The following is a 20,905-nucleotide window of genomic DNA, read 5'->3' as shown; positions in this document are numbered from 1 at the left end:
GCTCAGGGGCCGTCCGTCCCGGGGGCGGGGATCCGCCACAACGAGGTCGGCCGGTCCTCGTCCCCCGGGTGGGACTCGAAGGCGATCCAGTGCCCGTCGGGTGACCAGCTCGGCGCTCCGTCGTAGTCGCCGTCGCGCGTGGTCACCCGGACGGGGCGGCCGCCGTCGGCCGGGATCACGAAGATCTGCGGCACGTCCAGGCCGCCGGCGGTCGAGGAGAAGACCACCGACCTGCCGTCGGGCGACCAGCTCGGGTCGGTGTGCTCTCCCGGCCCGTCGGTCAGCCGCCGCAGGCCGCTGCCGTCGGCGTTCATCACGTACAGCGCCCATTCGTGCGCGCCGCGCTCGCGCCGCTGGAAGACCAGCCGGTCGCCCTTGGGCGACCAGTTGGGCTGGCGGTTGTCCGTGCCGGTGGCGGGGCCGTCCAGGAGCCGGGTGCGGCCCGTGCCGTCCTTCCGGACCTTCCAGAGGGAGCCGAGCGCGCTGCCGCCGTCCCCCGCGTCCTTCTCCCGGAGCTCCTGGAAGACGATCCACGATCCGTCCGGCGAGAAGCTGGGCTCCAGGTAGCCGGAGTCGCCGCCGTGTTCGGTGACGCGGGAGGGCCGCCCGCCCGGCGGCATCACCCACACCTCGTCGCGGCCGCCCGCCCGGTCCGAGGCGAAGGCCACCCCGGCCGAGGGGTGCCAGCTGGAGCCGGGGAGGTTGACGGCGGCCTTGTCGGCCTCGTCGAGCAGGGTGCCGGGGCGGCCCGGCGTGCCGCTGCCGCCCCCGCGCAGGGGGAGCACGCGCAGGGCCGCCGCGCCCTCGTTGTAGCCGTCCGCGAAGAGCGTGAAGAGCACGGACTTGCCGTCGGGCGAGAAGGCGGGGTTCTGCGCGCTCGCGTGGCCCTTGCCCCGGTAGAGCAGCTCCGCACCGTCGGGCCGGGCGGTCCCCCGGCCGTCGGACGGGCCCGGCGGCCGCGGGGACTCCGAACTGCTGCAGGCCGTCAGGGCGAGGGCGGCGGCCAGAAACGCTGTGACGTACAGGCGACTGCGCACCCGGCCGACCCTAGCCGCTCCGGCGCGCGCCGGAGGGCGGAACGCGGCAGTCACGGCATGCGGCAGCCACCGGCATGCGGGAGCCACAAGAACGTGGGAGCCACGGGAACGCGGCAGCGCGGACGACAACGGCCGGACACCGAAAGAAGCTGCCCGCGGCAAGAACCCGGCGGCGTACCCGGCCACCACGACCGGCACGGGAGGCCTGTCGCCGGCAGGCTCAGGTGTCGTGGACCAGGTCCGACGGGTCCGTGTTCGCTCCGCAGAGGATGACAGCGACGGTTTCGCCGGGCTCCGGGACGTACGGGCCGCCCGGCATGAGTGCGGCCAGGGCCGTGGAGCCGGCGGGTTCGACGACGATGCGGTGTTCGTCCCACAGGGCCGTCCGCGCGCCGGTGATCGCCTCGTCCGGCACGAGGACGGAGGTCACGCCGGGCCGGCGGGCCGCGGTCAGGGCCGTCTCCGAGACGCGGCGGGCGCCCAGGGCGTCCGCCGCGACCGAGTCGACGGTGACGTCGACGACGCGCCCCGCCTCCAGGGCGGCGTGGAGGGCCCGGCTGCCGGCGGGCTCGACGGCGACCGTCCGTATGCCGTGCTGCCGGGCGGCGGTCGCGACGCCGGCGAAGAGACCGCCGCCGCCGACCGCGACGACCACGGTGTCCAGGCCGGGGACGCGGGCGCGGATCTCGTCGAGGAGCGTGCCCGCGCCCGCGGCGATCAGCGGATGGTCGTAGGCGTGGCTCGCCAGGGCGCCGGTGGTGCGGGTGAACTCCTCGCAGGCGGCGAGCGCTTCGGCGTACTCCGTGCCGGCGAGGCGGACGTCGGCGCCGTAGCCGCGCAGCCGGGCGACCTTCACCTGCGGGGCGCTCGCGGGGAGGAAGACGGTCGCGGGCAGGCCCTGCTGCTGGGCGGCCCAGGCGCAGGCCAGTCCGGCGTTGCCGCCGGAGGCGATGGTGACCCCGGCCCCGGGCAGGGTGCCGGCCTCGCGGTGGGCGGCGAGGAAGTTCCACGCGCCGCGCGCCTTGAAGGACCCCGTGTGCTGCAGGAACTCCAGGGCGAGCCACACCCGGCCGCGGGAACCGCCGGCGCCGGAGCCGGCCGGGGCGACGGTGACGGGGCGGGTGCGGCCGTCGATGCGGGCGGCGGCCCGTTCGACGTCGCCGTAGGTGAGGTCGTGCACGGGTTCTCTCCTCGGAGCCGGAGGCCCGCGGCGGCGGGACACGCAGGTGATACGGCGTACGATACGCTGTATCACATGCCGCGGCAATCTCCCTCCCTCGCCCGGGCGACCCCGGAGCTCATCGCCCGCACCGCCCTCGCGGTCATCGACGAAGAAGGGCCCTCCGCCCTGAGTTTCCGCTCCCTCGCCGAGCGGCTGGGCGTGTCCCACGCGACGATCCACCGGCGCTGCACGGACCTGGGCGGCCTGATCGACCTGTGCACCGACCACCTCGCCGCCGGGCTGCCGGAGATCCCGCCCGGCACCGGCTGGGCCGAGGCCACGGAGCGGCGCTTCCGGGGGCTGTACGAGCAGCTCACCGCCCACCCCGGGCTGGTCGCCCTGCGCGGCTCGCGCCCCTGGCTGGGCCCCCAGCTGCTGGCCCGCCTGACCGAGCCCGCGCTGGCCGACAGCATCGCCGCGGGGATGACGCCGGAGCAGGCCTTCCGCGCCTACCGGCGGATGTACCTGCTCACGCTCGGCAGCGCCACGTTCGTCGACCACCGCAACCCCGCGCTCACGGTCAGGAACACCCGTACCGCGCTGGCCTCGCTCGACCCCACGGAGTTCCCCGTCCTGACGGGGAGCATGGACGTGATCCTGCCCGGCATGACGGACCACGAGGTGTACTACAGCGCCCTGCGGCAGCTGATCGCGGCGGCACACCCGTGAGCCCCGTGTGCCGGTTGGGAAAATGGATGCACGTTACCGCGAGGGTTGGGGAAGCAAATCCGGCTGTTCTACGATGGGGCGCATGACGAAGCCGCGCCCCTGTTCGATCGCCGACGCGCTCGGCGTGGTCGGCGAGAAGTACTCCCTGCTGGTGCTGCGTGAGGTCTTCTTCGGAGTCCGGCGCTTCGACGCGATCGCCCGCAACACCGGGGCCCCGCGCGACATCCTGGCCTCCCGGCTGCGCCGCCTGGTCGAGGCGGGAGTGCTGGAAAAGGTTCCCTACAGCGAACGGCCGGCGCGCTTCGAGTACTGCCCCACCGCGGCCGGGCACGATCTGCGGCCCGTCCTCCTCATGCTGATGCGCTGGGGCGACCGGCATCTGGCGGACGTGCCGCCGACGGTCTTCGAGCACTCCTGCGGCGCCGACCTCGATCCGGCCGTCGTCTGCCGCTGCTGCGGCGAGGAGGTCGACAGCTCGGCCATCACCGCGCGCTTCCAGGTGCCGGGGTGGAGCGTGGAGGGCGCGGCCTGACGGGCCGGCCCTCAGGGCCCGCTCACCACTCCGCGACCCGGTAGTCCTTGAGGTGGACGCCGGCGAGCGGCTCGCCCGCCTCGCCGCGCACGATGGGGTCGTAGACCCGCGCCGCGCCGTCCACGACGTCGAGCGGGGTGCGGAAGCCGTGCGCGGCCATCCACTCCTTCTTCGGCGCCGGGTTCTCGTCGGTGATCCAGCCGGTGTCGACGCTGCACATGTGCACGCCGCGGGCGGCGAGTTCACGGCCGCTGGTGCGGGTGAGCATGTTCAGCGCGGCCTTGGCCATGTTGGTGTGCGGATGGCCCGCGGACTTGTTGCGCACGGCGAAGCGCCCCTCGACGGCCGTCACGTTGACCACGTAGCGCCGCGGGTAGGGCGAGGCCAGCAGGAGCGGCAGCAGGCGGTCGCACAGCAGCGTGGGCGCGAGCGCGTTGACCAGTTGCGTCTCCAGCAGCTCGGCCGGATCCAGCTCCCCGAGGCGCACGGACCAGGAGTTGGCCGCGGACCGGTCCGGCAGCAGCCCCGCCTCGTCGACCTCGGCGCCAAAGGCCGGACGGGCTACCGGGCCGGTGGGCAGCACGAACCCGAGCGCCGCCGACGTACCATCCGCGTCCCCGGCCCCAGCCCCAGCCCCAGCCCCCTGCAGTGCGTACGGCGTCCGGAAACCCGGCGCCTCCCACACGGCCGTCCCCGCCGGGCCGGCGGGCAGGGCGCGCGACTCCCCCGCGATCAGCGGCGCATAGGCCCCGGGCGGCCGGCGGATGGTCTGCGCGGCGTTGTTGACGAGGATGTCCAGCGGCCGGCCCTCGGCCCTCAGCCGCTCGCACAGGCCGAGCACCTGCCGGGGGTCGCGCAGGTCGATCCCGATCACGGTGAGCCGATCCAGCCACGCCTCGCTGCCTTCGGCCGCCCGGAAGCGGCGGACGGTGTCGCGCGGGAAGCGGCTGGTCACCAGCAGCTCGGCGCCATCGCGCAGCATCATCAGGGCCAGCTGGAAGCCGATCTTGACGCGGCCGCCGGTGAGCAGCGCCCGGCGCCCCGTCAGATCGGTGCGCAGGTCCCGCCGCGAGGCGTTGCCGGCGGCGCACTCCGGGCAGAGGAGGTGGTAGAAGGCGTCGGCCCGGGTGTACGGGGTCTTGCAGACGTAACAGCGGCGCGGGCGGACGTACGTGCCGGCCGAGCCCGCGGAGTCCGGTGCGTCCAGGGGGGCGTCCTCGCGGCGGGTGGGCGCGCCGGTCGCCGTGGCGGCCACCACCTGGGCGTCCGCGGCGGCCTGTTCCTGCCGGCGGGTCTTGCGGCGGCGGTGCCGGCCCTCGCGCGCGAACGACGAGACGACGCGCTCGGCGCGAAGGCGCACCGGATCGTCCTCGTGCAGCTGCCGCAGCTTGCCGATCGTCCGGTCGAGGGCGGCCAGCTCTTCCTCGGTGACACCCGCGCCTTCCCCGGCGACGCGCGCGTCTTCCCCGGCGACACCCGAAGTGCCGTTGCTGCCGTTGCCGTCACCGCTGCCGTTACGGCCAGTGGTGCCGCCGGTGCTGCCGCCCACGTCCGCGCCGTCCCCGCCCCGTCGCGGGATCCGGCCCCGCCTCGCTCACGTTCCGAACCTGCCCGTCCGGCCGGATTCGAACCGGCGTCCTCCGTCGTTGCAACGACGGCGCGCCTGCCTCTGCGCTACGGACGGGCATTGGCCAGCACCTTACCCACGGCATAGGCGATGGCCAAACGCATTGCCGGCGGTGGCGCTGCCGGGGGAACCCGGCACCGGCCCACGGGGCGCCTCCAGGGCGAATCGGCTCTAGAATTCAGGGAATCTCCTGTTCATGCCCATTGCGCTGGGGGCGCCGTGAGCGAATTCACCGAGGCCATGCAACGGCGCGTGCGGCAGGCCCGGGAGGCCCTCGCGGCGGCGGAGTCGGCCGGGGACGCCTACGAGTGCGCCGTCGCGGAGGACGAGCTCGAGGACGCGCTGCGCCTCGCGCGGGCGCACGGTGTCGACCCCGACGCGGGGGCGGCTTAGCTCCTGCCCGGCGGATCCGCGGATGCGGCCCGGGTCCGCGAGTCCCAGACCTCGCCGGCTAAAGGTCGTTGCCCGCGTACGACAGGTTGAAGCTCTTGTTGGCCAGGGGGAAGTCCGGGACGATCGTGTCCGCCAGCGCCACGGACAGGGCGGGCCAGTTGAAGAAGGACGGGTCGACGGTCTTGACCCGCGTGAGCGCCTCCCCCGCCCCGAGCTCGACGCGCGTGGTGATGGTGCCGCGCCAGCCCTCCACGATGCCGACTCCGGCGCGGCGGGTGCTGCGGGCGAACAGCGGCGGCCAGGCGAGCGAGGTTCCCGTCGTCCGGCCCGGCTCCAGCCCGGCCGAGAGCCGCTCGGCCATCGCCAGCGAGGCTTCGGCCTCCTCGGCCCGTACGAGGAAGCGGGCCAGGACGTCACCCGTGGTGTGGACGGGGATGGTGAGCGCTCCCCCGGGGTCGTGGAAGGGGTGGCTCGCGCGGGCGTCGGCGGACAGGCCGCTGGCCCGGGCGACGTAGCCGAGGCAGCCCAGGTCGCGGGCGGCGGTCACGTCGAGGCGGGCGGTGCCGGTGAACCGGTCGCGCACGGTGGTGTGGCCGAGGGCGAGGGTGACGATCCGGCGGATCTCCCGGCCCAGTTCGCGGAGCCGGGGCGCCCCGGGCACGGAGCGCAGCACGGAGCCGCCGGGCACGACGCCGCCGCGCAGCAGCCGGTGCCCGGTGACCTCCTGGTTGAGGCGCAGCAGGCGTTCGCGGACGTGCTGGGCGCGGGCGTGCAGGATGCCGTGGCCGACGTCGTTGCAGAGGGCGCCGAGGTCGGCGACGTGGTTGTGGAGGCGTTCGAGTTCGAGGAGGAGGGCGCGGGCGCGGCGGGCGTCGACGGGGACGTGGGCGCCGGTGGCCTCCTCGACGGCGAGGCAGTAGGCGAGGGCGTGGCCGACGGCGGTGTCGCCGCTGATGCGTTCGGCGAGCGGCAGCCCCTGCTCGGGGGTGCGGCCTTCGAAGAGCTTCTCGATGCCCTTGTGGACGAACCACAGCCGGGCCTTGAGCTTGATGATCGTCTCGCCGACGACGGAGAAGCGGAAGTGGCCGGGCTCGATGATGCCGGCGTGGACGGGGCCGACGGGGATCTCGTAGACGCCCTCCCCCTCGACCTCCGGGAAGGGGTAGGGGCCCTCGGGTTCGGCGAAGGGCGGGGGCGGGCCGGCGTCGGGGTGCATCGGGTACCAGCCGCGGGGCCAGTGGAAGTGGCGGACGAGGCGGTGCGGGAGGGGGTGGCCGAGGGGGACGATGCCGTGCAGGTCGCGCATCTCGCGCTCGAAGCGGCCGGCGGGGAAGGAGAGGTGGGCGAGGGTGGGGAGTTCGGGGGCCTTGGGGTCGAGGCGGACGTGGAGCTCGGTGCGGGTGTCGGGCGGGCCGGCGACGAAGAGGTAGACGACGCGGACGGCCCGGCCGCCGGGTTCGTCGGCGCTGTCGTGGTGGGCGGCGACGAGGGCGAGGCGGTGGCCGCCGCCGAGGAGGTCGGCGGCTCTGCCGGGCAGTTCGGCGGGGCCGATGTCGGTGACGGTGCGGTGTGCGGTGCCCGGTTGCATGGTCAGTGGCCTCCGATGATCTCGCCGGCCTCGGACAGCAGCGCGGTGAGGGGTCCGGTGGTGACGCCGAGGGCCGCGCAGGCGGCCAGGCCGGCGACCAGGGGGGCCGCGGCGTCGGCGCCGAGCGGTACGGGCTCTTCTTCGTCGTCGCCCGGCGGCGGCCCCAGGAGCATGCGGGCGGTGCGGGCGGCCAGCGCGGCGAAGGCCGTGAGCATCAGGGCGAGGGCGGCGGCGAGGGCCCAGCGGGGGCCGGAGAGGAAACCGGCCCGTACGACGCCCAGTTCGGAGGCGAAGAGACCGAACGGCGGGAGCCCGAGCAGGGCGACGGCGGCCGCGCCGAAGGCCGTGCCGAGGCAGGGCGAGTGCGCGAGGAGGCCACGGATCCTGCCGATGCGGGTGGTGCCGTAGAGCCGTGCGATGTGGCCGGAGGCGCAGAACGCCACGGTCTTGGCGAGTCCGTGGCCCGCCATGTGCAGCAGGACGGCGGACAGGGCGAGCGGGGTGCCCACGGCGGTGCCGAGGGCGATGAGGCTCATGTGCTCCATGCTGGAGTAGGCGAGCATGCGCTTGCAGTCGCGCTGGGCCAGCAGGAGGGCGGCGGCCAGGGCGAGGGTGGTCAGGGCGACGCCGGCGAGCAGGGTGCGGGTGAAGCCGGTGCCGAGGGCCGCGTCGGCGATGACCTTGTAGCGCAGGAGCCCGGCGAAGGCGACGGAGAGCAGCACCCCGGACATCAGGGCGGAGACGGGGGCGGGGGCCTGGCTGTGGGCGTCGGGCAGCCAGGCGTGCAGGGGTGCGAGGCCCGCCTTGGCGCCGAAGCCGAGGACGACGAGGCCGGTGGCCAGCCGGGTGACGGAGGGGTCGAGCCGGTCGGCGCGGGCGGCGAGGGTCTGCCAGTCCAGGGCGTACGCCTCGGGGATGCCGGCCTGGCGGGCCGCGTAGTAGAGGAGGACGGTGCCGAGGAAGGCCAGGGCGATGCCCGCCGAGCAGATCACCACGTACTTCCAGGCGGCTTCGACGGAGGCGCGGGTGCGCCGGTGGCCGACGAGGAAGGCCGTGACGATGGTGGTGGCCTCGATGGCGACCCACAGGACGCCGAGGTTGGCGGCGAGGACCGCGGCACTCATGGCGGCGAGGAAGGCGTGGACGAGCAAGTGATAGCGGCGGGCCGCGGGTTCGTCGGTGCGCTCGTGGGCGAGGTGGGCGGGGTTGGCGGCGCAGGCGAGGCAGGCGACCGCGCCGACGGTGAGGAGCATCCACACGGTCAGCGCGTCAGCGCGCAGCAGCCGCCCGTACGCGGTGACGGGCCCGCTGTCGGGGACGGTGCAGGCGAGGGCGGCTCCGCAGGTGAGGATCGCGGCCGGCGAGACGAGCCCGAGCCGGCCGGTGAGGGGGCGGGGGCCGGTGCCGGCCGCCCCGGGGTGCGCGGCACGGGGGGCGTCCCGGGGGCGCGGGGGTACGGAGGACCAGGCGCGTCCGGGTCCCGGCGGCGCGGCGGATCCCGTACCGCGGCGGGCGGGCCCACCGGACCCGTCGGATCCCGCACCGGGCCCGGGAGGCACGGCAGGTCCCGTACCGGGCCAGGCGGACGCCGCGGATCCCGTCCCGGAGCGGGCGGGCTGGTCCGGTCCCGCGCCGGGGGCCGGATGTGCGGCCGGGCGGGGGCCGGGCCCGGCGGGCGTGACGGAGGCCGTGCCGGGGTGCGCGGCGCCGTCCGGGACGCTCCGGGTGTCCGGGGCTCCGCCGTGGCGCACGGGCCCGGCCGGGTGGCCGCCCGGCCGGAGGACGAGGGTGGCCACGGGTGCCGTGGCGCCGCGCTGACGGGGTGTCCGGTGCGCGAGGGCGGCGGCCGTGGCGCGTGCCTTCGCGTCGCGCAGGCCGGAGGCGGCGTACGCGGCGGAAGTGACGAGCGGTACCGCGATGGGGGCGGTCAGCAGCAGTGCGGTGGTGGCGTGCGTCATCAGTCGCGTAGCTCCCGCAGGTCGTCGATGCCGGTGCCGCCGAAGGCGGCCCGCATCCGGGTGGTGAGGATCTGCAGGACGAGGACGGCGAGGAGGACGTCGAAGGACACGCCGAGTTCGACGATCAGGGGGACTCCGGAGGCGGCGAGGAAGGCGGTGACGGTGATGCCGTTGTCCAGCAGCAGGAAGCCGACCACCTGGGCCAGCGCGCGGCGCCGGGTGACCAGGGTGAAGAAGCCGATGAGGACGACGGCGAGCCCGACGGGCAGGGCGCGCGTCGCCGGTGTGGAGTGCAGTTCGACCAGCGGCCGGGACACGGCGTAGGCGAGGAGGGTGAGGAGGGCCGCGCTCAGCAGGGACGCGGCGACGTTGACGAGGGGCCGCGTCTCGCGGGCCTCGCTGACGTCCTCCTGGTAGTGGGGGTAGGGGCGGTGCGGGGTGCCGGCGGTCAGGGCGCGCAGCATCAGGCGGGGCAGGACGCCGGCCCGCAGCAGGCCGATGCCGGCGGCGACGGCGAGCAGCCCGGGCCTGCCCTCGTGCAGGCCGAGCAGGGCGGCGACGGCGGCCAGGGCGACGCCCTGGAGGGCGAAGACCTCGACGATCGAGGACAGTTGCCGCAGCCACAGGACGACGACGGCCGCGAGCAGGAACGCGCCGCACGCCAGGTCCAGCAGCTGGGTGTAGACGCTGTCGGTCATGTGTCCCTCACTCACTCTCCCGTGAGGAAGTACGAGGCGGTCACCGCGAGGAGTGCCAGCAGGAACGAGCCGGCCAGCAGCTCGGGCACGCGGAACAGCCGCAGTTTGGCCCAGAACACCTCGGCCGCGGCGAGGGCCGCGCCGAGCAGGGCGACCTTCAGCACGAGCAGGACGAGGGCGAGGACGAGAGCCGCCGGGGAGGCGGTCGTCGCGATGCCCCAGGGGGCGGACAGCGAGGCGAGCAGCCCGAGCAGGACGGCCAGCCGCATCTGGGAGCCGAGTTCGACCAGGGCCAGGTCGGGGCCCGCGTACTCCAGCACCATCGCCTCGTGGACCATCGTCAGTTCCAGGTGGGTGGCCGGGTTGTCCACGGGCAGCCGGCCGGTCTCGGCGAGGACGGCGACGGCCAGGGCGGCGGTGGCGAGCAGCCCCGCCGGGGAGGCGAGGCGGACCGGGTCGTGGATGCCGCCGGAGACGATGGCCGACAGGTTCGTCGACCCCGCCGGTATCGACAGGGCGAACACCGCGAGGAGGATGGTCGGTTCGACGAGGGCCGCCACGGTCATCTCGCGGGAGGCGCCCATGCCGCCGAAGGCGGTGCCGGTGTCCAGCCCGGCGAGGGCCAGGGCGACGGTGCCGAGCGCCAGCAGCGCCACGACGAGAATCAGGTCGGCGCCGCCGCTGACGGGGGTGGCGGTCGACGCCAGCGGGACGAGCGCCGCCACGACGGCCGTGGTCGTGACCAGCACCAGGGGTGCGAGGCGGAAGGCCGGGCCGGTGCCTGACGGGGTGATGGCCTCCTTGCGCAGCAGCTTGCGCAGGTCGCGGAAGGGCTGGGTGACGCCGGGCCCGGCCCGTCCCTCCATCAGCGCCCGTACCTGCCGCATCAGTCCGGCGAGCAGGGGTGCACCGGCGGCGACCAGGGCGACCTGGGCGGTCACCGCGGCCGTACCGGTGGCGGTCATGGTGCCGTTCACGGCGTCTCCTCGTGCGAGGTGGCGCTCACCAGCCGACCGCCAGGGCCAGCAGGAGAGCGACGAGACCGAAGAACCCGTAGCCGAGGTAGCGGTGCACGCTGCCGGGGGCCAGCCCGCGCGCGGCCCGGCCCAGGGCCTCGGCGGCGGCCAGGACGGGACGGTAGAGGCGGTGCTCGATCCGGTCGGGGACGCTGCGCCGGAAGCGCACGCGTTCCACGAGGTAGGCGGATTCGCGCACCGGGGTGACGTCGACGTCCTGTTCGGGGTCCAGGACGTCGCCGAAGACGCGTTGCAGGGGCTCGGCGAAGGAGGTCGCGGTGTACGACATGCGGGGCGTGGGGGCGCCTCCCCCGCAGTCCCACAGCCGGGCGTTCGTGCGGCGGCCGCGGTGGGTGGTGAGGCGGATGAGGCCCGCCGCGGCGACGACGCCCCCGAGCAGGGCCGCCGTCACCCACAGCGGGGACAGCGAGGCGGCGACCTGGTCGAGGCGCAGTTCCAGGCCGCCGCCGGTCAGGGGGCGGCCGCCGTGGAGGCCGGCGGCCGAGACGGCTCGTGACAGTCCGTTGCCGAGGGTGCCGGGCACCAGGGCGAGGCCGGTGCAGCCGATGGCGAGCAGGCCCATGCCGAGGTGCATGAGGGGCGGGCTCTCGCGGGCCGCCGCGGCCCGCCCGCTGCGGGGCCGGGCGAAGAAGCCGACGCCGAGGGCCTTGACGAACACGGCGGCGGCGAGACCGGCCGACAGGGCGATGACCGCGACGGCGAGCGGCAGCACGATGGCGGTGGACACCCCGGGCACGGTCATGCCGTGGATCAGCGACTGCAGCAGCAGCCACTCGCTGAGGAAGCCGTTGCCCGGCGGGAGGGCGACCGCGGCCAGGGACGACACCGCGAAGAAGCCGGCGGTGGCCGGCATCCTCGCGCGCAGCCCGCCCATCCGGTCGAGGTCGCGCAGCCCCGTGGCGCGCACCACGGAACCCGCCGCGCAGAACAGCAGGGCCTTGAAGATGGCGTGGTTGGTGACGTGCAGCAGGGCGGCGACCAGGGCGAGGGCCGCGGGGACGGGGTAGCCGGAGGAGGCGAACAGGCCCGCCGCGCCCACGCCGATGAGGACCAGGCCGAGGTTCTCCGACGTCGAGTACGCGAGCAGGCGCTTGATGTCGGAGGCCATGGCCGCCTGCAGGATGCCGTAGACGGCGGACAGGGCACCCGTCGCGAGGACGAGCAGCCAGCCCCAGCGGGGGCCGCCGCCCAGCAGTTCGAAGTCCACGCGGATGATGCCGTACGCGCCGAGGTTCACCATCGCGGCGCTCATCAGCGCGGAGACGTTGCTGGGCGCCTCGGGGTGGGCCCTCGGCAGCCAGGGGTGCAGCGGCACCATCCCGGCCTTCGACGCGAACGCGGCGGCGACGAGCACGAAGACCGCGCCGCGGGCGCCCGGCGACATGCCGCTCGCCCCGGCGCGCAGCTGGGCGAAGGTCTCGCCGCCCGCCCCGGCGGCGAACAGGGCGAGGCCCGCCAGCAGGAGGACGAGCCCGAAGTGCGTCATCACCGCGTACCACACGCCGGCTTCGCGGACGGTGGAACGCTCGCGCTGGTCCGCCAGGACGAGGACCAGCGACGTGACCGCCATCGCCTCCCACAGCAGCAGGAACGACGACACGGACGCGGCCGCCGGGACCAGGACCAGCGTCAGAGCGAACACCGGCAGCGACGACTGGACGCCGCGCGAGGCGGGGCCGCGCGGGCCGCGGCCGCCGGCGTAGCCGATGCCGTAGACCGCGACCGCGAGGACCACGGCGCCGGCGACGGCCATGAACAGCCCCGACAGGGCGTCGACCGCCAGGTGCAGGCCCGCCAGCGGCAGCAGGCCGGGCAGATACGCGGACCAGCGGGTGCCGCCCAGGGCCGCGATGCCGCCCGCCAGCCCGGCGCCGCCCAGCCCCGCGGTGCACAGGCCCACGGTGACGACCCGGGCCCGGCCGGGCAGGAGCATGCCCGCCAGCACTCCGGCTCCGGCGAGGGCCGTGGCCACGACGGTCGCGGATTCGGCTGAGCTCATGCGGGGGTTCCCGCGGGGGTGCGGGGGTGCGGGCAGGTGCGGGTCCGGCTTCCGGGGCCTATCGACCGGCTGTCCGGCGCCGGCCGCCGCCCGGGGCCGGGGGCCGGTTGCGGGAGCGGCCCGTGCGCGCTCACCGGCCGGTCACGGCGCGCAGTGCCGCCACGATCCGGTCCGGCTCCGGCGGGCAGCCCGGCACGCTCAGGTCGACCGGGACGACGTCGCCGACCGCGCCCTCCACGCCGTGGCCGCCGGCGAACTCCCCGCAGTCGATCGCGCAATCGCCGACGGCGACCACCAGGCGGGGGCGGGGCATGGCGGCCACGGTCCGGCGCAGCGGCTCGGCCATGTTGCGCGTGACGGGGCCGGTGACCAGGGCCACGTCGGCGTGGCGGGGCGAGGCCACCAGGCGGGCGCCGTAGCGCTCGGCGTCGTACACCGGTCCGAAGGCCGCCGCGATCTCGATCTCGCAGCCGTTGCACGAGCCGGCGTCGATGCACCGCACGTGGGCCGATCCGGCCAGCTCCGCGGCCCCGGGCGGCAGGTCCCCGGCCGGGCGGGGCGGGGCGTCCTCGGCCACCCGGCCGGTCTCACGGATCGTGCGGAGCAGGCTCATGCGGGTTTTTCCTCACCTCGGCGTCGGTGTCCCTCACGAAGGTGTGGCGGCCGTCTCCCGCCGTCACAGCGCGGTATCGCGCCGAGAGACGGCCGCCGGTCGGAAGGGCCGTGACGGCCCGTACGGACGGCGGTCGGTAGCCCGGTCCGGCGCCGCGCGGATTCCGCCGGCGCGTGGCCCGGGCCCGCCGGCGCTCCGGGTGGGATCGTCGTACGGCCTTCGGCAGCCCCGTTTGCATGAGGACTGGTCTGACCGGGTCAACGGCCCCGGCCCCCCGCGGTCACGGCCCGCCCCGGGGCCGCGCCCCGGAGGGTGACGCGGCGGGCGACTGAGACGGATGAGTCGAATCCGCTTATCACGTACGAGGGCCTGTCCGGCGGATCGCGAGCACGTACGGGTCCCGGTGCGGGGGCATTCCGCCGGACTCGCGCCGTTGTGGCTGCGCGCCGTCGCGGCGGGGTTGGTTCCCGGCGCCGCGGGCCGGGCCGGTGGGCCAAGGACACGTACGGGTCCCGGTGCCGGGACGTTCCGCCGGACTCTCGCCGTTGTGGATACGCGCCGTCGCGGCGGGCTGGAATTCCCCGGGGCATTCCACCGGGCTCTCGGCGTCGTGGCTACGTGCCGTCGCGGCGGGCTGGGTTCTCGCGCCGCGGGCCGGGCCCGCGTATCGCGGACGTGCGGGTGCAACCCACCGAGATGGCCGCCGCGACGGTGAGGAACCACCACGGCGTAGACCGGCGGTGCCGGACAACGTGTGCTGGTCCGGCGGACGGGGAGTCCGCCGGGGGCCCGCCGTACACCGTTGGCTCCGCAGGAGTCGGCGCGTCAGCAGGTTGCCGGTTGCAGGAGGGTGCGGGGGGTGTGGTGGCCCTCCGCGGTGCGGAGGGCCAGGGCTGCCAGGGCCTCCGGGGCGCCTGCCTGGCCGCGGATGCCGGGGAAGGCGTTGACGTCCACGATCAGGGGGGATCCGCCGGCGTCGAGCAGGTCCACGCCGTACACATCCAGGGCGAAGACCTCGCCGACGCGCCGGACGACGTCCAGCCAGCCCGCGGGCAGCCGGTCGAGGGGCAGGGATTCGGTGCCCGTGCCGGCGGGGGGTGCGAGTTCGGAGCGGCGCAGGCCGGCGAAGACGTGGTCGCCGACGACCCACAGCTTGTGGTCCCAGCCGTCGTTGGGGGTGAACCGCTGGACGACGACGGGCTCGTCGGGCCAGTCGGCCGCGAGCGCGGCGAGCCGCGCGGGGTCGTCGACGCGGGCGACCAGGTCGTGGCGGCGGCTGTGGCGGCTCTTGACCACGGCGGGGTAGGCCGGGCCGCCGCGGGCGGCGAGGACGGCGAGGGAGGGTTCGGTGGCGGTGGCCACGAAGGGCAGGCCGGCGCGCAGGGCGACCTCGGCCATGGCGGTCCGGTCCTGGCACTGCCCGGTCGAGCCGGCGGAGTTCAGCACGGGCGCGCCGCGCTCTTCGAGGCGGCGGGCGAAGGCGAGGGCGCGCGGCGTGCGGGTCTTGAGCAGGTAGACGTCGGCGAGGTCGCCGGGGGCCGGGTCCGGGGACACGGCGGGGTCCAGAGCGGTGACCCGGTGGCGGGGCGTCAGCAGCGCGGTGGTGGCGGCGAGCAGCGGGTGGCCGGGCGACGGGGTGAGCAGGCAGACCCTCATGCGGCGCCACCCGCCGCGGCGGCACCGCCGGGCGCGGCCGGCTGCTGGGCGGGAGCGGGGGCGGCGGCGGGAGCGGCGATCAGGGCCGTGGGGGCGGCGGCCGTGGCGAGAGGGCGGTTGCCGCCCGCGTCGGCGAGCCGCAGGATGGCCCAGGCCACGCGGGCCACCGCGTCCGGGACCTGACGGAAGCTGGGGAAGTCGTTGACGTCGACGACGACCGGGCCGTCGGGCCCGAGGACGACGTCCACACCGTACAGGTCGAGGCCGAAGACCTCGCCGACGCGGGCGGCGATGGCGGCGACCTCGGCGCTGAGCGGCACCTGCCGCTCGCGGGCGGGCTGGTCGGGGTGGAGCGGGGAGCAGCGCTCGGTGGCGTAGAGCCGGCCGTCGACGCAGTACACCTTGAGGTCGGTGCCGGAGTTGGGGACGTAGGGCTGGGCGATCAGCATGCCGCCGTCGGGCCGGTCGTCCGGGGACGCCGGTCCGGTCAGCCGGTCCGGGGAGGGGACGAGGCGCACGGCCCGGCCGGAGCTGCCGTCGGCGGGCTTGACGACGAGCGGGTAGGCGGCCGCGGGGACCTCCGCGAACTCCTCGATGCGCAGGGCGGCGTAGGTGACGGGCACGGGCAGGCCGTGGCGCTCGGCGGTCACGGCGGCCAGCACCTTGTCGCGCACGCCGCGGATGGCGCGGGCGTCGTTGACGGTGGTCAGCCCGGCGCCGGCCGCGGCCTCCAGCAGGGTGAGGCCGGGTCCGCCGGAGACGGTCTTGAGCACCCAGGCGTCGTGGCGGCCGGCGGCCACCGTCTCGGAGAGCTTGAGGAGCGACCCGCCGGGCCGGAGCACGTCGACCCGGTGACCCCAGGACTTCAGTTGGCGGATGACGTCCACCGGCATGCCGTCGTGCCGGTACTGCTCCTCCACCAGGAAGCAGAGTCTCATTGGTGCATCCTCGTAATCCCCGGACATCCGCCGATCCCGTCCGGCAGAACTCATGACGGCCCAGGATGCCATGCGCGAGGGGCCGGGCATGACCGGGCCTGTCTCAATTCCGTAGCGACTGGATCAAGCGACGCCTGGATATCTCCGGATACGACCGACTGATTCCCTGTCCGATACTGGCCGGTCCCCGCAGGATGACGGACGGGGACGGCTGCAGCAGGGCTACGCGCTCCGACGTTTCATTGGCCGATACATCGTCTTTGTCGCGGGCGGACCGGCCGCTTCGTCACGGGCGGACCGGCCGCCGCCGGCTGGCGCCGGGGGCGGCCGGGGCCCCGGGGCCCCGGGGCCCGTCAGCGTTCCTTCTGACAGACCTGCACCTTCTTCAGGTGGTCGGCGATGACGGGTCTCGCCATCCGTGCCGCCTCGCGCACCTGGGTGTTCTTCCCGTTGGCGATCTCGTCGTCGAGGAACGCGAGGGCCTGGACGTGCCCCGTTTCGGCGGCCTTGAGCCAGAGGGTGTCGTACTGCCGCCGGTGTGCCTTCCTCCGCAGGTCCCGCAGGGACTTGCGCTGCTCGGACGTGGTCTTGTCCGGCAGGGACACCTTCAGGCGCCGGGCCAGGTCCCTGAGGTCCTTGTCCATCCGGGTGTGGTCCTTGAGGAGGGTCTCTGCCGTCTTCCTGACGCACGGCATGACGGCGTTCTTCCTGGCGTCCCGGCTCATGGCGATCTCCGCCAGGCCCGCCTGGTGGACCGTCTTCAGGAAGTTGCCGTCGTTCTCCTTCTCCTTCTTCGGCTCAGTCCTCTTCGCCGTCACAATCTCCGTCGTCTTCTCCGTCGCCTTCTCCGCCTGCTGCCCGGCCTGCTTCTCCGTCTTCTTCTCCGTGTCCTTGCACTTCTCGCAGGCGAATGCGGCGCCTGCCGGTGCCACGGTCAGGACGAGGGCTGCCGCTGCGGCCATGAGCCGGTGTCCCATACGCATCCTGCACACTCCATTCGTTCGGTGCCGCCCCCACGGGGCTGATGCCTGCCCGGGGGCGGGCAGGCCGCATCAGCCGGGCCGTCACTCCCCTCCAATGGAGCACCGGAGAACTGCCGGGGCGTCAGGTGCAGCGGGTCCGGTCGGCCGGCAGCCTCCCGTCCAGGAGGAACGCGTCGATCTTCTCGTTCACGCAGTCGGCGTCGGACGAGCCGTAGACGCTGTGCCCGCCGCCGGTGTCGGTCATGGTCACGGCGGACGGGCCGAGCGCCCGGGCCATGCGGCGCAGCCACTGCACGGGCGTCGCGGGGTCGAACTCGGGGGTGTGCAGGAGGATCTTCGGGGCGCGGGGGGCCGCGACGTCGCGCGCGCCGTCGTCCCCGGCCTGCGGCCAGCCCGTGCACGCGGCCATGCCGGCGGCCAGGGAGGGGCCGAAGACGGGGGACGTCTTGACGAAGTCGTCGTAGGCGGCCATGACCTGGTCGGTGGTGTAACGGCTCGTGGTGTCGGCGCAGTTGACGGCCGTCATGGCCGCCGGGGCGCCGTCGTGGCCGGCGGCGGGCCTGCCTCCGGCGCGGGCGACCGCTTCCTGTGCCATGTGCGCGGCCTCACCGGGCCGCAGCCGGTGGACGATGGCCGCGAGGAGGTTGGGGGCCTCGGGCAGGCCCTCGCGGGAGCGCAGCAGGCCCATGGTCTGGGCCACGGCGGCCTCCCGGTCGAGGGTGCCGCCGTTCACCCAGGGCAGCGGGTGCTCGTCGAGGCGGTTGAAGGCCGCGGTGACGCTGTCCATGGCGCGGTCGGTGTCGGAGCCGAGGATGCAGTCCTCGGCCCCGCGCCGGGTGCAGATCTCCACCGCGTGGCGCAGGGCCTTCTGGTAGGAGGCGGTGCGGGCGAGGGCGGCCTTGCGCAGGTCGGGGGCCGGGTCCTCGACGCTGTCCATGACCATGCGGCCGACGTTCTGGGGGAAGCGGTGGGCGTAGGCGGCGCCGACCCGCGTGCCGTACGCGTACCCGAGGTAGTTCAGCTTGTCCTCGCCGAGGGCGGTCCGCAGCACGTCCAGGTCGCGGGCGGTGTTGGCGGTGCCGAGGTGCGGCAGGACGGGCCCGGTGTGCTTGCCGCACTCCCGCAGGGCCGCGGCCCGGGCGTCGATGCGGTCGGCGAACCCGGCGGCGCCGTCGCGGCCGCCGGAGCCGTCCGTGTCGTCGTCCTGATCGCGGGCGGTGTCCGGCGGGCCGCCGCGGGTGCTGCAGCGGACCGGGGAGCTGGCGCCGGCGCCGCGCACGTCGAAGGCGACGAGGTCGTAGCGGGCGGCGGCCTTGCCGAAGCCGTCCGGGCCGCGGGCGCCGAGCTGTTCCAGCCCGGAGGCGCCCGGGCCGCCGGAGCCGACGACGAGGGCGCCGAGGCGGTGCTCCTGGTCCTTGGCGCGGTAGCGCATGAGGGCGAGCCGCAGCTCGCCCTTGGCGGGATCCGCGTAGGTGTAGGGGACGGTGAGGCGGGCGCATTCGGCGGCACGGTCGGCGTGCCGCGTCTCGTCCCTGATCGTCCTGTCCTGTTCGCGGGAGCAGGGTTCCCAGGAGATCTCCTGGTCGTAATAGGCGGTCAGATCCGGCCGGCCTGCCGCCTCGTCACGGCTCGCGCAGCCGGTGAGACCGCATGCCAGCAGGGTGGCGGCGAGGGGGAGGGAGAGGGAGGGTGCGAGTACGGACCTCATGCCGCGGACGGTACTTGGCCCGCCGGCGTCCGGCGCCTCGTGCGGATCATCCGGGTGACGTGCGGCGTCCCGTACGGCGTGTCGGCGGGCCGAGCGCCGCGGCGAGGACCACGAGGAGCGCGGCGCCCAGCAGGACGGCGGCGGCCCGGTGGGGGCCCGCCGCGCCGGAGAGGTGGAGGGCGAGGGTGACCAGGGCGATGCCGAGGGCGGTCCCGAGGCCGCGGGCCATGTTGACCAGCCCGCCTCCGGTGCCGGACGCGGAGGCCGGGACCGCGCCCATGACCAGGGCGTTGTTGGCGGGTGTGAAGGTGCCGAGCCCCAGGCCGAGGAGGGCCAGGAGCGGCACCAGCGGTGCGGCGGTGAGCGGCAGGACGAGCATCGCGGCCAGGGCGGCGGCCGCGCCGGCCGCGCCCAGCAGGCAGCGGGCCCGGTCGCTCAGGGCCGCGGGCAGGACGCGGTCCGCGCAGGTGGCGGCCAGGGCGAAGCCGGCCGGAAGGGCCGTCAGGACCAGCCCGGCGTGCAGTGCGGAGGAGCCGGCCTCGGTCAGCACGACGGGCACGAGGACGAGCGGGCCGAAGAGGACGAGGTAGGCGCCGAGCGCCCCGGCGAGCCCCGTGGCGACGGGCCGTTGCCGCAGCAGGGCCGGGTCGACCAGCGGGCGCGCGGCCCGCCGCTCGCGCAGAGCGAAGCCCGTCGCCGCGGCTGCCGCGAGGGCGAACAGGGCACCGACGGCCCAGGCGGGCACGGACAGGCCGGAGAGCATGGACAGGCCCAGCAGCAGCGCGGTGGTGGCGACCGCGAGGAGCACCGGGCCGAGCCGGTCGGCGCCGGTCACGGGGCTTCGCGTACGGGTGCGGGGCAGCAGGTACTGGCCGGCGACGAGGGCGGCGGCGCCGACGGGGACGTTGACCGCGAAGACCCAGCGCCAGCCGAGCCCGGCCACCAAGGCGCCGCCGGCGGTCGGCCCGAGGGCGAGCCCCAGGGCCTGTGCCGCGGCCTGCATGCCGAGGGCGGTGCGCAGTTTCCCGCGCGGGGCGCTGGTGGTCACCAGGGCGACGCTGTTGGCCTGCATCAGCGCGGCCCCCGCGGCCTGCAGCACCCGGAACGCGACGAGGACGGCGAGGGACGGGGCGAGCGCGCAGGCGGCCGACGCGAGCGTGAAGACGAGGAACCCGTAGAGGTAGAACAGCTTGCGGCCGTGGGCGTCAGCGAGCCGCCCCGCCGGCACCAGCAGGGCGACGAGCGTGAGGAGGTAGGCGAGCGAGACCCATTCGACGGCGGCGAGCGAGGCGTGGAACTCGCTCCGCAGACCGCCGTAGGCAAGGGTGACGATGCTCGCGTCGAGCTGGCCCATGAAGGCGCCGAAGCACACCGTGGCCACCGCGAGGCGCCAGCCCGCGGCGTGCGTGCGTATGCGCTCGGGGCGGGCCCGTTCCTCGACGAGGGCCGCGGGCCACGCCCGGTGCCGGCGGGGGTGCGGTGGCATGCGGCCGAGGCTACACGGGCGCCTCAGGGCCTCCCGGCCGCACCTTCCTCCGGGTCGCCGAGCGCCCGCAGCGCTTCCTCCAGGGCGCCGAAGGTGCGCTCGATGAGCGCGCGGTGGCCGGGGGCGACGTCGTCGGCGCGTTCGCCCGCGAGCAGCCGGGCCATGGTGGTGGCGCAGACGGTGCGGTAGGCGGTGACCGTGAGGGCCGCGGTCAGCCGGGGCACCGGGTCGCCGGGGCGGGCTCCGGTCGTCTCCGCGAAGGCCTGCGCGACGGCGTTCTCCAGCTCCTCGACGGCCTCGCGGACGCGGGCGCGGAGAGCGGGCGAGTCCAGGACGACGCGCCAGAACGCCGGGAAGGTGTCGCCCACGCCGCCGAGGGGGTGGCGGGCCTCGGCGAGGCCGAGGAAGAGGCGGCGGACGGGTGCGGCGGCGGTCTCGCCGGGGCGGAGCTCGCGGACGGCACCGGCGAAGAGGCCGAGCGCCTCCGGGATCCGGTCGAGGAACAGGTCCTCTTTGCGCGCGAAGTGGTTGAAGACCGTCATGGTGGACACGTCGGCGGCCGCGGCGACTTCCGCGACGGTCACCTTGTCGAACCCCCGGGCGGCGAAGAGCCGGGTGGCCACGTCGGAGATCCGCTGCCGGGTCTGCCGCTTCTTCCGCTCGCGCAGGGAGAGGCCGTCGTCGTCCCCGGCTGCCGTGGTGTGGTGAGGAGCCATGGAAGAAATTATATCCGCCACAAAGTTTTAGTCGCTATAGTCAGT

At 75.4% G+C, this 20,905-nt stretch carries 18 protein-coding genes and 1 tRNA gene; 3 read left to right on the top strand and 16 right to left on the bottom strand.

Going from position 1 to position 20,905, the window contains the following annotated elements; translation table 11 throughout:
- Positions 1–2: 2 nt before the first annotated feature.
- Entirely contained in the window at positions 3–1,037 is a 1,035-nt protein-coding gene (locus tag ACFZCD_RS09575) for a hypothetical protein (protein WP_391829238.1), read from the bottom strand.
- A gap of 220 nt (positions 1,038–1,257) precedes the next feature.
- Entirely contained in the window at positions 1,258–2,217 is a 960-nt protein-coding gene (locus ACFZCD_RS09570) for a threonine/serine dehydratase (RefSeq protein WP_391829237.1), read from the bottom strand.
- 75 nt (positions 2,218–2,292) lie between these two features.
- Here ACFZCD_RS09570 and ACFZCD_RS09565 point away from each other — a divergent pair, with 75 nt between their 5' ends.
- Entirely contained in the window at positions 2,293–2,928 is a 636-nt protein-coding gene (locus tag ACFZCD_RS09565) for a TetR/AcrR family transcriptional regulator (RefSeq protein ID WP_391829236.1), read from the top strand.
- An 82-nt stretch (positions 2,929–3,010) separates the two neighbouring features.
- The gene (locus tag ACFZCD_RS09560) at positions 3,011–3,460 is read left to right on the top strand and encodes a winged helix-turn-helix transcriptional regulator (protein ID WP_391829235.1); all 450 of its coding nucleotides are present in this window, start codon (positions 3,011–3,013) and stop codon (positions 3,458–3,460) included.
- Positions 3,461–3,482: 22 nt separating this feature from the next.
- Here the strand turns inward: ACFZCD_RS09560 and ACFZCD_RS09555 are convergent, their stop codons facing one another.
- Both ACFZCD_RS09555 and ACFZCD_RS09550 read right to left on the bottom strand, forming a co-directional pair.
- A complete protein-coding gene (locus ACFZCD_RS09555; protein WP_391829616.1) occupies positions 3,483–4,877 on the bottom strand; it encodes an SDR family NAD(P)-dependent oxidoreductase in 1,395 nt (464 codons plus the stop codon).
- Positions 4,878–5,070: 193 nt separating this feature from the next.
- Positions 5,071–5,144, bottom strand: a tRNA-OTHER gene (locus tag ACFZCD_RS09550).
- Between the two features lie 162 nt (positions 5,145–5,306).
- On the opposite strand from ACFZCD_RS09550, the gene ACFZCD_RS09545 reads away from it, so the two are divergent.
- Positions 5,307–5,480: a hypothetical protein gene (locus ACFZCD_RS09545; protein WP_391829234.1), complete on the top strand. Its 174-nt coding sequence runs from the start codon at positions 5,307–5,309 to the stop codon at positions 5,478–5,480.
- 58 nt (positions 5,481–5,538) lie between these two features.
- Here the strand turns inward: ACFZCD_RS09545 and ACFZCD_RS09540 are convergent, their stop codons facing one another.
- The 12 genes from ACFZCD_RS09540 to ACFZCD_RS09485 all read right to left on the bottom strand — a co-directional run bounded on the left by ACFZCD_RS09540 (position 5,539) and on the right by ACFZCD_RS09485 (position 20,860).
- A complete protein-coding gene (locus ACFZCD_RS09540) occupies positions 5,539–7,068 on the bottom strand; it encodes an NADH-quinone oxidoreductase subunit C (RefSeq protein ID WP_391829233.1) in 1,530 nt (509 codons plus the stop codon).
- 2 nt (positions 7,069–7,070) lie between these two features.
- Positions 7,071–9,026 carry a proton-conducting transporter membrane subunit gene (locus ACFZCD_RS09535; RefSeq protein WP_391829232.1) on the bottom strand — a complete coding sequence of 652 codons (1,956 nt, stop codon included), beginning with the start codon at positions 9,024–9,026 and terminating at the stop codon, positions 7,071–7,073.
- Positions 9,026–9,724 carry a hypothetical protein gene (locus ACFZCD_RS09530; RefSeq protein WP_391829231.1) on the bottom strand — a complete coding sequence of 233 codons (699 nt, stop codon included), beginning with the start codon at positions 9,722–9,724 and terminating at the stop codon, positions 9,026–9,028. Before ACFZCD_RS09530 ends, ACFZCD_RS09535 begins: the two co-directional genes overlap by 1 nt.
- Before the next feature lie 11 nt (positions 9,725–9,735).
- Complete coding sequence (locus tag ACFZCD_RS09525) at positions 9,736–10,701, bottom strand: respiratory chain complex I subunit 1 family protein (RefSeq protein ID WP_391829230.1); 966 nt, start codon at positions 10,699–10,701, stop codon at positions 9,736–9,738.
- Positions 10,702–10,726: 25 nt separating this feature from the next.
- On the bottom strand, positions 10,727–12,760 hold the full coding sequence (locus tag ACFZCD_RS09520) for a proton-conducting transporter membrane subunit (protein ID WP_391829229.1): 2,034 nt from the start codon (positions 12,758–12,760) through the stop codon (positions 10,727–10,729).
- Between the two features lie 130 nt (positions 12,761–12,890).
- On the bottom strand, positions 12,891–13,373 hold the full coding sequence (locus ACFZCD_RS09515; protein ID WP_391829228.1) for an NADH-quinone oxidoreductase subunit B family protein: 483 nt from the start codon (positions 13,371–13,373) through the stop codon (positions 12,891–12,893).
- Positions 13,374–14,198: 825 nt separating this feature from the next.
- Positions 14,199–15,029, bottom strand: a complete 831-nt coding sequence (locus ACFZCD_RS09510) for a RimK family alpha-L-glutamate ligase (protein WP_391829227.1) — start codon at positions 15,027–15,029, stop codon at positions 14,199–14,201.
- Positions 15,026–15,967, bottom strand: a complete 942-nt coding sequence (locus ACFZCD_RS09505) for a RimK family alpha-L-glutamate ligase (RefSeq protein WP_391829226.1) — start codon at positions 15,965–15,967, stop codon at positions 15,026–15,028. The genes ACFZCD_RS09510 and ACFZCD_RS09505 overlap by 4 nt, the downstream gene beginning before the upstream one ends.
- 353 nt (positions 15,968–16,320) lie before the next feature.
- Complete coding sequence (locus tag ACFZCD_RS09500) at positions 16,321–16,950, bottom strand: DUF4142 domain-containing protein (RefSeq protein ID WP_391829225.1); 630 nt, start codon at positions 16,948–16,950, stop codon at positions 16,321–16,323.
- Between the two features lie 121 nt (positions 16,951–17,071).
- The gene (locus tag ACFZCD_RS09495; protein WP_391829224.1) at positions 17,072–18,658 is read right to left on the bottom strand and encodes an alpha/beta hydrolase; all 1,587 of its coding nucleotides are present in this window, start codon (positions 18,656–18,658) and stop codon (positions 17,072–17,074) included.
- A gap of 46 nt (positions 18,659–18,704) precedes the next feature.
- A complete protein-coding gene (locus tag ACFZCD_RS09490; RefSeq protein WP_391829223.1) occupies positions 18,705–20,144 on the bottom strand; it encodes an MFS transporter in 1,440 nt (479 codons plus the stop codon).
- Positions 20,145–20,167: 23 nt separating this feature from the next.
- Positions 20,168–20,860, bottom strand: a complete 693-nt coding sequence (locus tag ACFZCD_RS09485; RefSeq protein ID WP_391829222.1) for a TetR family transcriptional regulator — start codon at positions 20,858–20,860, stop codon at positions 20,168–20,170.
- Positions 20,861–20,905 lie beyond the last annotated feature (45 nt).

The organism is Streptomyces sp. NPDC008001, assembly GCF_042958085.1.
Taxonomy (GTDB): domain Bacteria; phylum Actinomycetota; class Actinomycetes; order Streptomycetales; family Streptomycetaceae; genus Streptomyces.
The sequence above is the reverse complement of the archived record's forward strand: the minus strand, read 5'-3'. Positions and strand labels throughout refer to the sequence as shown.